Genomic DNA, 14,204 nt, shown 5'->3' with positions numbered 1-14,204 from the left:
GCGATCATCATACAATGAGGGCGCAGAAATCAAACCGTTCTCACGCCGAATTCTTTCCGTAATTGAAGAGAATGTACGTACGCCAAATCGAGTGGCCGAATCACGGTTTGGACTTCATCAATTTCCCCCCATGGGCCGACCGTGTATTAATTGCAATGAGTTGGTGAACGCCTCGCGGTACAAGTACGTCTGACTAGACGTAATGGATTTCGCATCCGTTGGCACCGCACACCAGAGGCACCACTTTGTCTTCGCCCGCATTCGATGCGTCACACCCCCCACTCGGCTCGCCTGGGAATCAGGCTCTCTTCCGCTCCGCGGCCGCCTCGTCGCCGCGTACCCTCGTCGATGTCCTGCAATCCACCGTCGCCCGGAATCCGGACGCCCCGGCCCTGGACACCGGCACGGAAACACTGACCTACCGCGAGCTGTCGGCCGAGGTCGTGCGTCGTGCCCAGCGGCTCACCGGCCAGGGTGTCGGTCCCGGCGACCGGGTGGGGATCCGGATCCCCTCGGGCACCGCCGAGCTGTATCTGTCGATCCTCGCCGTACTGCACTGCGGAGCGGCCTACGTACCGGTCGACGCGGACGACCCCGAGGAGCGGGCGGCCACCGTCTTCCGCGAGGCCGGGGTGTGCCTCGTCCTCGGCCCCCACCCGCAGCCCGCCGGGGCGGCCGTCGCGTCGGGGGCGGTGCGCGGCCGCCGCGCGCCCGCTCCGGTGGACGACGCGTGGATCATCTTCACCTCCGGCTCGACCGGCGCCCCCAAGGGCGTGGCCGTCACCCACCGGTCCGCGGCCGCGTTCGTGGACGCCGAGGCGCGGCTGTTCCTGCGCGAGCGGCCGCTCGGCCCCGGTGACCGGGTCCTCGCGGGGCTGTCCGTCGCCTTCGACGCCTCCTGCGAGGAGATGTGGCTGGCCTGGGGTTCCGGTGCCTGCCTGGTACCGGCCGAACGCGCCCTGGTCCGGGCGGGCCACGAACTCGGGCCGTGGCTCGACGAACGGGGCATCACCGTCGTCTCCACCGTGCCGACCCTGCTGGCCATGTGGCCCGAACAGGCCCTGCGCCGCGTGCGGTTGCTGATCCTGGGCGGCGAGGCCTGCCCGCCCGGCCTGGTCGAGCGGTTCGCCGGTCCCGAGCGGGAGATGTGGAACACCTACGGCCCCACGGAGACCACCGTCGTGGCCTGCGCCGCCCCGCTGCGGCGCGGCCGCACCGTGCGCATCGGCCTGCCGCTGGCGGGCTGGGACCTTGCCGTGGTCGACGAGGCCGGGGAACCGGTGGCGTACGGGGAGCAGGGCGAGCTGGTCATCGCCGGTGCCGGTACCGCGCGCTACCTCGACCCCGTCAAGGACGCGGAGCGCTTCCGGCCGTGCCCCGCGCTGGACTCTCTCCGCGCCTACCGCTCGGGCGACCTCGTGCGCGCCGACGCCGCGGGGCTGGTGTTCCTCGGCCGCGTCGACGACCAGGTCAAGCTCGGCGGACGGCGCGTGGAGCTGGGCGAGATCGACGCGGCCCTGCTCGCCCTGCCGGGGGTGCGCGGCGCGGCCGCTGCCGTGCAGCCGACGGCCGCCGGTGCCTCGATCCTGGTCGGGTACGTCGTACCGGAACAGGACGTGGAGGGGCGGTCCGCGTTCGAGGCGGGCAAGGCCAGAGCACTGCTCGCCGAGCAACTGCCCGCGGCGCTCGTGCCGGTGCTGGCCGAGGTGCCGACGCTGCCCACGCGCGCCTCCGGGAAGGTCGACCGCACGGCCCTGCCCTGGCCGGTTCCCCTGGCGGGCGGCGAGAGCGACGGCGGTGGCGGGGACCAGCCGCTGGAGGGTACGGCGGTGCGGCTGGCGGACGTCTGGGAGCAGTTGCTCGGGCTGCGGCCCGGCCCGGACAGCGACTTCGTCGCGCTCGGCGGCACCAGCCTGACGGCCGCCCGGATGGCCTCGATGCTCCGCGAGGAGTATCCGGGCCTGTCCGTCGCCGACCTCTACCGGCACTCGGTGCTGCACCGCATGGCCGACCACCTCGACTCCCTCGCCGGGACCACGCGGGAGGTGCGCGAGGTCCGGCCGATCCCCCGGACGACCGCCGTCGTGCAGTTCTTCGTGCAGCTGGCCGGTTACGCCGTCACGGGCCTGCGCGGACTGGTCGGGCTGGCGGCGGCCGACAACGTGCTCGGCTGGGTCGCGCCGCACCAGTGGGCGCCGCACACGTCGTGGTGGCTGGTCCTGGCCGGCTGGGTGGTGCTGTTCAGCTCGCCGGTGCGCTGTCTGACCGGCGCGGTCCTCGCCCGCACCCTGGCCGGCTCGATCACTCCGGGCGCCCACCCGCGCGGGGGCAGCACGCATCTGCGGCTGTGGACCGCGGAACGGGCGGTCGCCACGTTCGGCGTGCCGTCCCTGCTCGGCACCCCGTGGGCGGTCCTGTACGCCCGCATCCTGGGCTGCCGCACCGGGCGCGACGTCCAGCTGCACACGATGCCCCCGGTGACGGGCCTCGCCGAGCTGGGCGACGGGTGCAGCATCGAACCCGAGGCGGACATCGCGGGCTGGTGGCTGGACGGTGACACGCTGCACGTCGGCCGGATCTCGGTCGGGGCGGGCGCGCGGGTCGGTCACCGCAGCACGCTGCTGCCTGGTGCCGTGGTGGGCCGTGGCGCGGAACTGACCGCCGGCAGCTGTCTGAGCGAGCGGATCCCGGACGGCATGGTGTGGACCGGCTCGCCGGCCCGGCCGGCCGAGCCCGCCGAGCGTCTCGCGGGTGTCGGGTGGCCGGCACCCCCGGCGGACCGTCGGCGCCGCTGGCACGTGGCCTACGCGCTCTCCCTGACCGTACTGCCCCTGACCTCGCTGCTGGCGGCGGCCCCCGCCCTGTTCCTCACCTGGCTGCTGGTCCGCTCCACGCCGACGCTGTCCGGCGCGGCGGGGCACCTGCTCGCCGCGGCCCCGCTGTTCGCCGTCATGACGATGGTGTTCGGGCTGCTGCTCACCGCGGCGACCGTGCGGCTGCTGAACCGGTCGATCAGGCCCGGCATGCACCGTGCGGACGGCGGCGTGGCCTGGCGCGCCTGGCTCGTGACACGGATCCTCGACGGTGCCCGGGCCGGCTACTTCCCGCTGTACGCGAGCCTGGCGACGCCGTCCTGGCTGCGGCTGCTCGGCGCCCGCGTCGGCCGCGGCACCGAGATCTCCACGGTGCTGCCGCTGCCGTCGCTGCTCACGGTGGAGGACGGGGCGTTCCTCGCCGACGACACGCTGGTCGCGCCGTACGAACTGCGCGGCGGCTGGCTGAAGTTGGGGGAGGTACGGGTCGGCGAGCGCGCGTTCGTCGGCAACTCCGGCATCGTCGGACCGGGCCGCGAGGTCGCCGACCACGCGCTGGTCGGCGTGCTGTCCGACGCGCCGCAGCAGGGCGAGCCCGGCATGTCCTGGATCGGCCGGCCCGCGATGCCGCTGCCCCGGCTGCCGGAGACCGGCGACCCGGCGCGCACGTTCGCCCCGCCCCGGCGGCTGGTGGCGGCCCGCGCGGCCGTGGAGCTGTGCCGCCTGCTGCCGATGGTCCTCGGCACGGTGCTGGCGGAGACCCTGTTCCTCGGCGAGCAGCGGTTCTTCGACCTCGGCGGGCTGCCCCTGGCCGCGCTCACCGCCGCCCCGCTGCTCATGGCCGCGGGCCTGGCGGCCTGTCTCGTCACGACCGGCGCCAAGTGGCTGCTGGTGGGCCGGTTCCGGGTCGGCGAGCGCCCGCTGTGGTCACCGTTCGTGTGGCGCAACGAGCTGTTCGACACGTTCGTCGAGGTACTGGCCGTGCCATGGGCGGCGGGCGCACACGTGGGCACCCCGGTGCTGAACTGGTGGCTGCGCAGCCTCGGCGCACGCATCGGACGCGGTGTGTGGTGCGACACCTACTGGCTGCCGGAGACCGATCTGGTCACCCTCGGCGACGGCGCCAGCGTCAACCGCGGATGTGTGCTCCAGACCCATCTCTTCCACGACCGCATCATGCGGATGGACACCGTGGAGCTGGCGGCCGGCGCCTCCCTGGGCCCGCACAGCATCGCCCTGCCCGGCACCACGATCGGCGCCGGTGCCTCCATCGCCGCCGCCTCGCTCGTGATGCGCGGCGAGACCGTGCCGGAGGGCACCCGCTGGGCGGGCAACCCCATCGCGGGCGCCGACGCGACCGCGCCCGCCGCCCCGCTCGCCGGTGGGGAGGCGGCATGAGGTGGTGCACCCGGCGGGCGCTGCTGCGCGGCGCGGCGCTCGCCCCGCTCGCGGCGACGGCCGCGGACCAGCTGCCGCGCCAGGCCGAACGCTACTTCGCGAGCCATGGCTCGTACGGTCACCGCACCCTCTCCTACGACCTGCACCTGGCGTACGACCCGGCCGCCGGCAGGCTCGACGGACGGGCGCACATCCGGGCGGTGGCGGACCGTACACTGCCGCAGGTCGAGCTCGACCTCGCCCGGCTGGCCGTGTACGACGCGCGGATCGACGGGACCGCCGTACGCCCCGGCAGGCGGCGGGACAAGCTGGTCCTGCCGGCCCCGCGCACGCTCCGCGCCGGTACCCCCTTCAGCGTGGAGATCGGCTACGGCGGCCGGCCGGGTCCGCTGCGCACGCCGTTCGGGCAGATCGGCTGGGACCGCACCGGCGACGCGCACGACGGGACGCTGGTCGCCTCGCAGCCGCTCGGCGCCCCGTCGTGGTTCCCGTGCAACGACCGCCCGGACGACAAGGCCGAGTTCACCTTCCGGGTGACCGTGCCGCGCGGTCACCAGGTGGTCGCCAACGGGACGCTGCTGGAGCGGAGCGAGTCGGAGTCGACCGCGTGCTGGACCTACCACCACCCGGGTCCGATGGCCCCCTATCTCGCCTCGCTGTACACGGGCCGCTTCGCCTACGACACCTGGGAGGCGCGCGACTCCTCGACCGGCCGCCGGATCGCCGGACGCAACGCCTTCCCCGCCCGGCTGGCAGCCGCTGCCCGGCACGATCTGGGCCGCCAGCCCGCCATGCTCAGCGCGTTCACCGACTGGTTCGGGCCGTATCCGTTCGAGACGTACGGCGCGGTCGTCGTGGACGCGGAGCTGGACGAGCCCGTGGAGAACCAGACGGTCTCCGTCTTCGGGCGCAACCACGTCGACGGCCACCGGACCTGGGAGACCCTCGTGGCCCACGAACTCGTCCACCAGTGGTACGGCAACAGCGTGAGCCTGCGGGACTGGCGCGACATCTGGCTCAACGAGGGCTTCGCCACGTACGGCGAGTGGCTGTGGTCGGAGCACATCGGCGAGGACTCCGCGGACGACATCGCCCGGCAGGCCTGGCACACGATGGCGAAGGGCGTGCAGAACCTGCGGACGGCCGATCCGGGACCGCACCGCATCTTCGACGAACGCGTCTACAACCGGGGCGCGTGCGCACTGCACGCGCTGCGCCTGACGCTGGGTGACGAGCGGTTCTTCGCGATGCTGCGCGGCTGGCACGAGACGCACCGCGGCAGGAGCGCCGGGACCGCCGCCTTCATCGCCCACGCCGGACGGTCCCGGCCCGCGGAGCTGGAGCCCCTGCTGCGCGCCTGGCTCTACGACAAGCGGCTCCCGCACCTGCCGCGTCCGCGCGCGGACGACGTGCAGGTCTGAGCCCGTCCGCCCCCTCGCCCGTACGCGGCGAGGGGGCGGACGCGTGTCTCCCGGCTTCCGTCAGTCCTCCGCCGCGCCGTCGGCCGGTTCGCCGAGGTGCTCGGCCAGCTGGAACAGGGCGGGCAGCGCGTCCTTGATGGCCGCCCGGGCGCTGTCGTCGAGGGCGGCGAGGGCGGCGTCGATGCGGCGTTCGTGGGCGGTGGTCCAGGCGGCGAGCTTCTCGCGGCCGGCGTCGGTGAGGGCGACGACGGAGGCGCGGCGGTCGGCGGCGTCGACGTCGCGGGTGACCAGCCCGGCGGTGATCATCTGCCCGATCAGTCCGCTGACCGTGCTCGGCGCCAGCCTGCGGCGGGCGGCGAGGTCGCTGATCCGCGCGGGCGAGTGCTCGCCGAGCACCTGCAACAGCTCGACCTGCGCCATGGGAAGCGTCTCCCACGGGTAGTCGGTGCGGATCGAGGAGCGCAGCGCGCGCCGGAGCCGGGTGACGGCCTCGGTGAGCTGGCGGGCCTCCGGCTCCCGGCCGAGGGGGCCGGTGGGAGGTGAGGAGACCTCGGTACGGGGCTGCGCGGGCATGGGGCAAGGGTAACGGGGCGGCACACAGGTGCGGTTCAGCCGTCCGGCGGCCGGACGCCCGGCCGGACACCCGGTCCGCCGCCGCTGTCCCCATTTGTCCTTACCGAAAGCTTCGGTGTCCGATGTATCGTCGATGGGATCCGCCCCCGGCACGTGAGCCGGGTTCCGTACGTGCGAGAAACGGTCGATCTCTTGAACCTGGCGTACCTCCCCAGCCCCTCGCAGGGGGTCTGGCACCTCGGACCGCTGCCGATCCGCGCGTACGCACTGTGCATCCTGGCCGGTATCTTCACCGCCGTATGGCTCACCGGCCGCCGCTGGGAGGCCAGGGGCGGGCGCCGCGAGGACATCGCCGACATCGCCATCTGGGCCGTGCCGTTCGGCGTCCTCGGCGGCCGGCTCTACCACGTGATCACCGACCCGGAGCTGTACTTCACCGCCGGGCAGCAGCCCGTCCGCGCCCTCTACATCTGGGACGGCGGCCTGGGCATCCCGGGCGCGGTGGCCCTCGGCGCGGTCGGCGCGTGGCTCGGCTGCCGGCGCCGCGGCATCAAGCTGTCCGACTTCGCCGACGCGGTCGCGCCCGGGCTGGTGCTGGCCCAGGCGATCGGCCGCTGGGGCAACTACTTCAACCAGGAGCTGTACGGCCGCCCCACCCACCTGCCGTGGGCGCTGTACATCGACCCGGCGCACCGGCCCGTCGACAGCCCGAACGTGGCCCTGTACCACCCGACGTTCCTCTACGAGTCGCTGTGGGACCTCGGCGTCATGGCGCTGCTGCTGTGGCTGGACCGCCGGCACCACGGGCGGCTGCGCCGGGGGCGGCTGTTCGCCTGCTACGTGCTCGCCTACACCACCGGCCGGGCCTGGATCGAGGCCCTGCGCATCGACCACGCCAACCACTTCCTCGGCCTGCGCCTGAACGACTACGTCTCGATCGTCCTGTTCACCGGCGCGCTGGTCTACCTGATCGTGAGCCGCCGCCCGCACGGCGACGACGACGCCCCGTACCCGCCCGGCGACGACGCGGACAGCACGCGGACGACCGAGACCGGTACGCCGGGCCGGAAGCAGGCCTGACGGCGAAGCGCGGGACCGCGCGGCGACAGCGAGCGGCCCGGACCGTCACTCCCGCCCGGGGCGCCGGCCCCGGGGGCAGCCGCGCGGGGTTCCCGCTCCCCTGATCACGCCTTCCGTCCCGTACGAGGGCTCAGCCACGCCGAGGCGACCGCGGTCGCCGAGGCCGCGACGAGGACGACGGCCGCCCAGCGCGCTCCGGTCTGCGTGCCCGCGCCGCCCGCCAGGTGCAGGGCGAGGGTCACCAGGGCGACGCCGAGTGCCGTGCCCAGGCCACGGGTCATGTTGACGAGACCGCCGCCCGTGCCGGAGGAACCGGCCGGTATCGCGCCCATGACCATGGCGTTGTTGGCCGGGGTGAACGTCCCGAGGCCCAGACCCGTCAGCGCCAGCACGGGCACCAGCCAGGCAGCCGTCACGGGGACGACCAGCAGGGCGGCCGTCGCGGCCAGGAACAGCGCGGCCCCGGCCAGGCAGCGACCGCGGTCCGGAAGGCCGTGCGGCAGCAGCCGGTCACCGCCGGTCGCGGCCAGCGCGAACCCGGTCGGCAGGGCCGTCAGCACCAGCCCGGCGGTCAGCTCCGAGGTGCCCCGCGCGGTGAGCACCACGGGCACCAGCACCAGCGGGCCGAACAGCACGAGATAGCCGCTGAACGCGCCCAGCAGCCCGAACGTCACCGCCCGCACCCGGAGCAGGGCCAGGTCGAGCAAGGGCGCGGCCGTCCCTCGCTGGCGGCGGACGAATCCCCGGCCCGTCACGGCCGCCACCGCGAACAGCGCGGCCACGCCCCAGCCGGGCACCGGCAGCCCGGAGGCCGCCGAGACACCCATCAGCGCGCCGGTGGTCGCCGAGGCCAGCAGGACGAGCCCCCGCCAGTCGAAGCGTGCGACACGGGTACGCGCCCGTGTGCGGGGCAGCAGATAGTGGCCCCCGACCAGCGCGATCACGCCGACGGGGACGTTGACCCAGAACACCCAGCGCCAGCCCAGCGTCGACACCAGTGCCCCGCCCACCGTGGGGCCCAGCGCCAGCCCCAGCGCCTGGGCAGCGGCCTGGACGCCGAGGGCGCTGCGCATCCGCTCGCGCGGTGCGCTGGTCGTCACCAGGGCCACGCTGTTGGCCTGCATCATGGCCGCTCCGGCCGCCTGGACCACCCGGAACGCGACGAGCGCGAGCAGGCAGGGGGCGAAGCCGCAGGCGGCGGAGGCCAGGGTGAAGACGGCGAACCCGTACAGGTACAGGAGCTTGCGGCCGTGCGCGTCCGCCAGCCGCCCGGCCGGCACCAGGAGCGCCACCAGGGTCAGCAGATAGGCCAGCGACACCCACTCCACCGCCGCCAGCGACGTGCGGAACTCGTCGCGCAGGCTGCCGTAGGTCAGCGTCACGATGCTGGCGTCCAGCTGGCCCATGAACGCGCCGAAGCACACCGCGCCCACAGCCAGCCACCAGCCGCCCGGCCGCGCCCTTATCCCCTCCGGCCGGGCGCGCTCGACGGTGAGCAGGGCAGGCCAGCGTCGCCTGGACGCGGGGGGCTTCATGTCGGTGGCCATGCATCCAGATTACATCGGCCACCGAAATATTTTGCCAGCGTCCTATCTTCGACGCCGTGAGTGCCGTCCGTATCGGCGCAGCACGGCACACCGGTCACGTATCAGTGTCCTCACGGACCGTAGCTCTCCCACAGTCGGCCGAGGAAGAACTCCCCGAAGCGGGCCAGCGCGGCCGGTCCGCCCGGGCCCGTGGTGCGGAAGGTGGTGAGCTGCTGGGCCAGGTCGCGCAGCCCCAGGTGGAGGCGGCCGGTGCCGAGGAGCAGGGCCCCGGTGTCCGCTGCCTCGTCGGTGAGGTGTCCCGCGAGGAGATGGAAGGGCAGCGCGGTGGTGTCCGGCCACAGGCGCAACGGGGTGCCGTGCGTGATCTGCTTGTGTCCGGCGAAGGTGCGGGGGCGTTCCTGTGCGTCGGTGAAGTGGAGGCGGTAGCGCAGCACGCGGCGGATGTCCCCGTCCCGGGCCTGTGCGTCGCCGCTGCCCTCGGCCGGTGCGAAGAGGTTGAACCTGCCGTGCAGGACCGGCCGTCGGCCTCCGCAGGCGGGGGACTCCACCCAGCCGTCGGCGCGGGCCTCATGGCCGGGGTCGTCCAGGAAGGCGTCCAGGTCGTCGGCCGTGATGGTGAGCCGGAAGGCGAAGGGTTCACGCCCGTCGCCGTTCCGCCCGGTGGCCTTCGCACCGGGCGCCCCGGGGACGTAGTGACCGCGCATCGTCTCGGTGAAGAGCAGCGAGGTGCGCCGGGTGTAGGCCGGCCGGGGCGCGGCCGCCGCTCCCCCGCCGGCGGGGTTCTCCAGCAGCCGGGTGCACATGCGGTCGGAGAGCGCGGCGATCGTGAGGGCCGGATTGGTGCCCACCGGGCCGGGGAGCGCCGAGCCGTCCGCGATGTACAGGCCCCGGTGCCCGTACACCTCGCCGAACGCGTCGCACACCCCCGTCTCCGGCCGCCGGCCCATCGGGGCGCCGCCCAGCGGATGGACGGTGACGGTCCGCCCGAGGTGCCACAGCGGGTTGTCGGCGTAACCGGCGTCGAGCGCGTCCGCCAGCTGCCGCATCGTCGAGCGGATCCGCCGGAGCGTGGCCGCGCTGTGGCCCGTCGCCCAGGTGACGTGGAGCCGGCCGCCGCGCAGCCTCAGCTCGCCGTCGGGGATGTCCCGGCCCATGCCGAGGAGAGGCAGGGAGGTGCTGGTGAGCAGGCCGTCGCCCAGCAGTTCCGCGAGGTCCCGGGAGAGGCGGCGCTCCTGGAAGAGGCCGATCCGACGGGCCAGTTGGCGGGTGAGGAACCGGGCCGTGCGGGAGAGGTGCTGGGGACCCCGGGCGCCCTCGGCCAGCCACTGGACGAACTGGGGGTAGCCGCCGTCCTCGATGTAGCCGCCGCGCCCGGCACCGGGTGTGCCGTCCAGTTCGTCGGGCAGGCGGACGGCCGCGGTGATCACCGGTCCCTTGCTCGGGTTCAGCAGCCTGCCCCTGCCCGGGTGTCCGTCCTTGGCCCTGATCAGGAAGGACAGCATGTCGCCGTTGCTGGAGAAGCGGGTGCCGAGCGCCGGGCCGAGTCCGGGCAGCCGGTTGCGCGAGCGCAGCAGGAGTTGTGTGGTGCCCAGTGTCCCGGCGGCCAGGACCAGCCGGTCGCAGGCGAGCGTCCCCGTCGTCGGCGGGCGACCCGGCTCGCCGGCCTGCGGCGCGGTGTCGTCGTGCCCGTCGTACCGGACGTAGTCGACCTGGTATCCGCCGCGCGGGCCGGGGCGGACGGCCTGGACGTCGTGCCCGGTGCGCAGGTCGGCGCCATGGATCCGGGCGGCCGAGAGATACGTGAAGTCGAGGCTGTTCTTCGCGCCGTCGTTGCAGCCGATGTTGCACTCGCCGCACAGCCGGCAGGTACGGCGGGCGGCGCCGTGCAGATTGGCGTGCGCCCGGTCGGCGAGCGGCAGTCCCGGCTGCGGTACGGCACCGGGTGCGGGGGCGAACCGGACGGCGAGCGGCGGGAGTTGGAACTCCAGCCCCAGCGCGGCCGCGGCGTCCCGCATCGCCCGGGTCTTGGGGGTGTCCGCGTAGCCGGGGCGGTGCAGTGGGTACGGTACGGCGCCCATCATCCGTTCCACGGCGTCGTAGTGCGGGTCCAGATCGGCGCGGCCGACCGGCCAGGACTCGTGGCCGCCGCCGGGCAGCGGCTGTTCCTGGACGAACCAGCGCTCGTCCTTGCGCAGCAGCACGTTGGCGAAGATCAGCGAGCCACCGCCGAGGCCGCTGGCCACCACCGCGTCACAGCCGCGGAACGACCAGACGTCGAACAGCCCGTGCAGGCCCGCGTCCGGGTCCCAGAAGGCGCGGCCGAACTCGGCGGGCGTCCGGGCGAAGCTGCCCGGCGGCCAGGCGCGGCCGCGCTCCAGCACGACCACCGACAGCCCGGCCTCGGCCAGCCGGCAGGCCGCCACCGAGCCGCCGAATCCGGAACCGACCACCACGACGTCCACATGCTCGGTGCCCGGACCCGCCCCTCGCACCGGCCGGCCGGGCCGCGTGCCGGCGCTCATGCCGCCGCCCGGCGCCGCAGGAAGTCGAGGATCTGCGGGAAGACGTCGCGGTCGGCGTCCTTGCCGATGATCGGGTCGAGGTGTCCGTAGCCGGGCAGAACGGCCAGTTCGTGCCGGTCGGGGGCGTGCCGGGACAGCTCACGGTGGCAGATCACGTTGGAGTCGCCGAAGACATGGTTGCGGTCACCGGCCAGGAAGAGGATCGGTGTGTCGATCCCGGCGGCGTCCGTCAGGTAGTCGTCGGGCAGCGTGGCGTGGCGCGGATCGCGGGGGTCGTACTTCACCGCGTGCCCGGCCCGGACCATCTTCCGCACGTGCCGCAGGTAGTCCAGTCCGCTGGGGCCCAGCAGGTCGGCGATGCGGTCGTGGGTGACCGGGTGGAGGTTCTCGTGGCTGTAGAGGGCGGGCCAGCCGCTCCCCCACATGAAGCTGATCATGTGGCAGGCGGGGTTGTCGCATTCCCGGTGCGCCAGCGAGACCAGCCGGGACAGCGCCCAGCCGGGAGTGAACGGGTGTGCGCTGCGCGCGCGGGGATCCAGGACGGAGACTCCCAGAGCGTGTTGCAGCAGCTCGGGCCCGTACTCCAGTTTCCAGCGGGACCAGGACGTCAGCCGTGGGGTCAGGGCCACGCTGTTCGCCACGAGTGCGGCGATGCCGTCCACGGTGCCCGCGGACAGGCTCATGGCGAAGGCCACCGAGCCGAGACAGTGCGCGACGACGTGCACGGGCCGCTGGCCCGTGTGCCGGCGGAGTTCGGCGAGCGCCGCCGGGTAGTCGAACCGGGCGAGGTCGTCGAGCGTACGGCGGCTCGGCTCGGTGTTGTACGGGAAGCGGTTGCTCATCCGGGAGTCCAGCACCCAGACGTCGGTGAAGCCGTGGTCGAGCAGGTAACTCGTGAGATTGCGGTGCTCGGGCATGGTGAAGAGGTCGCTGCCGGAGGTCAGTCCGTGCACCAGCAGCACCGGATCGGCGCCCTCGCCCCGGCGGAACCGCGTCAGGCCCAGGCCCAGGCCGTCCTCGGTGGTGAACGGATGATGCGCCGACTCAGCGTCCGGCACGCCGTCGAGCGAGAACCTCGGGATGCGCCGTGCCATGGCCATGCTCCCCCTCCGCACTTCCCCCGTCGTGGTGCACTCCCCCGTCGACACGAACCGGCCCGGTCATGTCGTCGCAGCGACAGCGTGGCAGAGAACGCGGCGGCACGGAGTCAGACCGAGGATGGAGATACGCCGGAAACCGCGCGAGACGCGTCGCCGAGGCGGTCCGCGCCGGCTCAGTCCGTCAGCGGAGCGCCCGGAATCTGCGCGGGGCCGTGCCGGTCGAGGGCCTCTTCGAGTTCGACCCGGATCTCCGGGGAGATGTCCCCCTGCCGTCCCCAGATGAGGATCATCTCGGCGACGTGGCGCAGTTTGATGTTCGTGTGCTGGGACACGTCCTTCAGCACGGCCCACCCCTGGTCCGGTCCGACCCGGCCCAGCGCGACCATCATCCCGATCGCCTGGTCGACGACCGCGTGCGAGCTGACGGCCTGCCTCAGCTGGTCGACCTCTTCCTCCAGCTCATGGATGCGCTCACCGTCGGCCCCGGCCGGGCCGCCGTCCGTGGTCATCAACCCCTCCGGAGTCCGACGCGCAGTGCGCCTCTCACGTACTCTCCCGGCCCATCCATCCTGCGCTTCCCGGAAGAGCTGTGCCACCCTTGCGCGGCGTCGGACACCGCCCCGCCGCGTGGCGTCGGCGTTCGCCCAGGTGGACGATCCCTCCCGGACGCCACCAACCCGCTGAGGGCTTCCGAGCACGTCGCTACGCGACGTCGTGCAGCACCTCGTCGCGCAGTTGGTGACAGCAGCGGTTGATCAGGCGTGAGACGTGCATCTGCGAGATGCCGAGCTGTTCGGCGATCCGGCTCTGGGTCATGTCCTTGAAGAACCTCATGTACAGGATGGTGCGTTCGCGCTCGGGCAGGGCCTCCAGGCGTGGCTTGACGGCCTCGCGGTCCACGACGACGTCGAGGGCCGGGTCGCACGCGCCCAGCGCGTCGCCGAGCGAGTAGCCGTCGTCACTGCCCGGGGTCTCGGCGTCGAGGGACAGCGTGCTGAAGCTCTCCAGCGCCTCCAGCCCGACCTGGACCTCGTGCTCGCTGAGCTCGGTGTACTCGGCGATCTCGCTGACGCTGGGCCAGCGGTCCGAGACGTTCTGCGACAGGTCCTGGCAGGCGGTCCGCACCCGGTTGCGCAGGTCCTGGACCCGGCGTGGCACGTGCAGCGTCCACATGTGGTCGCGGAAGTGCCGCTTGATCTCTCCCGTCACCGTCGGAACGGCGTAGCTCTCGAAGGCGTGGCCGCGCCCCGGGTCGTAACGGTCGACCGCCTTGACCAGCCCGAGGGCCGCGACCTGGCACAGGTCCTCGTAGTTCTCGCCACGGCTGCGGTACCGGCTCGCGATTCTCTCGGCCATCGGCAGCCAGGCCTCGACCAGTTGCTCACGGAGTGTGTCGCGTTCGTGCCCCGGGGGCAGTGCGGCGAGCCGCCGGAACGCCCGGTCGGTGTCCGGGGCGTCGTCGTGCGGATGGTGTTGCGCGCTCGTTCGGGTTCGCATGGTGCATCGCACCTCTCGTGCGCGAGGGATGAACGATCACCGTGGACGAGCGACCGCGTTCCGGAACGGCCGCATCCGGGCGACGGGGACGTCGCTCCCACGGATGTGCCTCCTGTCCGAAACACTCTGTTTGCCCCCTTCCCCCGAAGCGGGTGGCCAAACCCGATCCACGGCGGCGACACGGCACGCCCCTCGCCGTCCCGCGCGAGGCACCCGTTGTGCCGGCCGGCGCGTGATCTCCGCATCCCGGGGA

9 protein-coding genes are annotated in these 14,204 nt (G+C 73.4%); 3 read left to right on the top strand and 6 right to left on the bottom strand.

The features are described from left to right. Positions 1-245 precede the first annotated feature (245 nt). Together ACFC8N_RS13665 and ACFC8N_RS13660 are read left to right on the top strand one after the other, a co-directional pair. On the top strand, positions 246-4,211 hold the full coding sequence (locus tag ACFC8N_RS13665; protein ID WP_376288203.1) for a Pls/PosA family non-ribosomal peptide synthetase: 3,966 nt from the start codon (positions 246-248) through the stop codon (positions 4,209-4,211). Continuing rightward, on the top strand, positions 4,208-5,632 hold the full coding sequence (locus tag ACFC8N_RS13660; protein ID WP_376288202.1) for a M1 family metallopeptidase: 1,425 nt from the start codon (positions 4,208-4,210) through the stop codon (positions 5,630-5,632). Before ACFC8N_RS13665 ends, ACFC8N_RS13660 begins: the two co-directional genes overlap by 4 nt. 60 nt (positions 5,633-5,692) lie before the next feature. Here ACFC8N_RS13660 and ACFC8N_RS13655 read toward each other — a convergent pair whose 3' ends face one another. Next, positions 5,693-6,205, bottom strand: coding sequence for a MarR family winged helix-turn-helix transcriptional regulator (locus ACFC8N_RS13655; protein ID WP_356031882.1), 513 nt, complete (start codon positions 6,203-6,205; stop codon positions 5,693-5,695). Between the two features lie 192 nt (positions 6,206-6,397). Between ACFC8N_RS13655 and lgt the strand changes: the two genes are divergently transcribed. Continuing rightward, on the top strand, positions 6,398-7,285 hold the full coding sequence (gene lgt, locus ACFC8N_RS13650; RefSeq protein WP_356031880.1) for a prolipoprotein diacylglyceryl transferase: 888 nt from the start codon (positions 6,398-6,400) through the stop codon (positions 7,283-7,285). A gap of 104 nt (positions 7,286-7,389) precedes the next feature. Here lgt and ACFC8N_RS13645 read toward each other — a convergent pair whose 3' ends face one another. The 5 genes from ACFC8N_RS13645 to ACFC8N_RS13625 form a co-directional block, all read right to left on the bottom strand. Then, on the bottom strand, positions 7,390-8,832 hold the full coding sequence (locus tag ACFC8N_RS13645) for an MFS transporter (RefSeq protein ID WP_376288201.1): 1,443 nt from the start codon (positions 8,830-8,832) through the stop codon (positions 7,390-7,392). 110 nt (positions 8,833-8,942) lie between these two features. Further along, positions 8,943-11,354 carry a GMC oxidoreductase gene (locus ACFC8N_RS13640; RefSeq protein ID WP_376288200.1) on the bottom strand — a complete coding sequence of 804 codons (2,412 nt, stop codon included), beginning with the start codon at positions 11,352-11,354 and terminating at the stop codon, positions 8,943-8,945. Then, positions 11,351-12,448 (bottom strand): alpha/beta hydrolase, encoded by a 1,098-nt coding sequence (locus tag ACFC8N_RS13635; RefSeq protein ID WP_376288199.1) that lies wholly within the window; start codon positions 12,446-12,448, stop codon positions 11,351-11,353. Before ACFC8N_RS13635 ends, ACFC8N_RS13640 begins: the two co-directional genes overlap by 4 nt. Positions 12,449-12,627: 179 nt before the next feature. Next, the gene (locus tag ACFC8N_RS13630; protein ID WP_356031870.1) at positions 12,628-12,963 is read right to left on the bottom strand and encodes an ANTAR domain-containing protein; all 336 of its coding nucleotides are present in this window, start codon (positions 12,961-12,963) and stop codon (positions 12,628-12,630) included. Between the two features lie 193 nt (positions 12,964-13,156). Further along, a complete protein-coding gene (locus tag ACFC8N_RS13625; RefSeq protein WP_376288198.1) occupies positions 13,157-13,951 on the bottom strand; it encodes an RNA polymerase sigma factor SigF in 795 nt (264 codons plus the stop codon). Positions 13,952-14,204 lie beyond the last annotated feature (253 nt).

Source organism: Streptomyces sp. NPDC055966 (genome assembly GCF_042269865.1).
Lineage (GTDB): Bacteria > Actinomycetota > Actinomycetes > Streptomycetales > Streptomycetaceae > Streptomyces.
The sequence above is the reverse complement of the archived record's forward strand: the minus strand, read 5'-3'. Positions and strand labels throughout refer to the sequence as shown.

Bases quoted from the DNA above. Each gene is read 5' to 3' on its own strand.
- ACFC8N_RS13635 (WP_376288199.1), bottom strand. From the start codon at position 12,448: ATGGCACGGCGCATCCCGAGGTTCTCGCTCGACGGCGTGCCGGACGCT.
- ACFC8N_RS13660 (WP_376288202.1), top strand. From the start codon at position 4,208: ATGAGGTGGTGCACCCGGCGGGCGCTGCTGCGCGGCGCGGCGCTCGCC.
- ACFC8N_RS13645 (WP_376288201.1), bottom strand. From the start codon at position 8,832: ATGGCCACCGACATGAAGCCCCCCGCGTCCAGGCGACGCTGGCCTGCC.
- ACFC8N_RS13625 (WP_376288198.1), bottom strand. From the start codon at position 13,951: ATGCGAACCCGAACGAGCGCGCAACACCATCCGCACGACGACGCCCCG.
- ACFC8N_RS13630 (WP_356031870.1), bottom strand. From the start codon at position 12,963: ATGACCACGGACGGCGGCCCGGCCGGGGCCGACGGTGAGCGCATCCAT.
- ACFC8N_RS13640 (WP_376288200.1), bottom strand. From the start codon at position 11,354: ATGAGCGCCGGCACGCGGCCCGGCCGGCCGGTGCGAGGGGCGGGTCCG.
- ACFC8N_RS13655 (WP_356031882.1), bottom strand. From the start codon at position 6,205: ATGCCCGCGCAGCCCCGTACCGAGGTCTCCTCACCTCCCACCGGCCCC.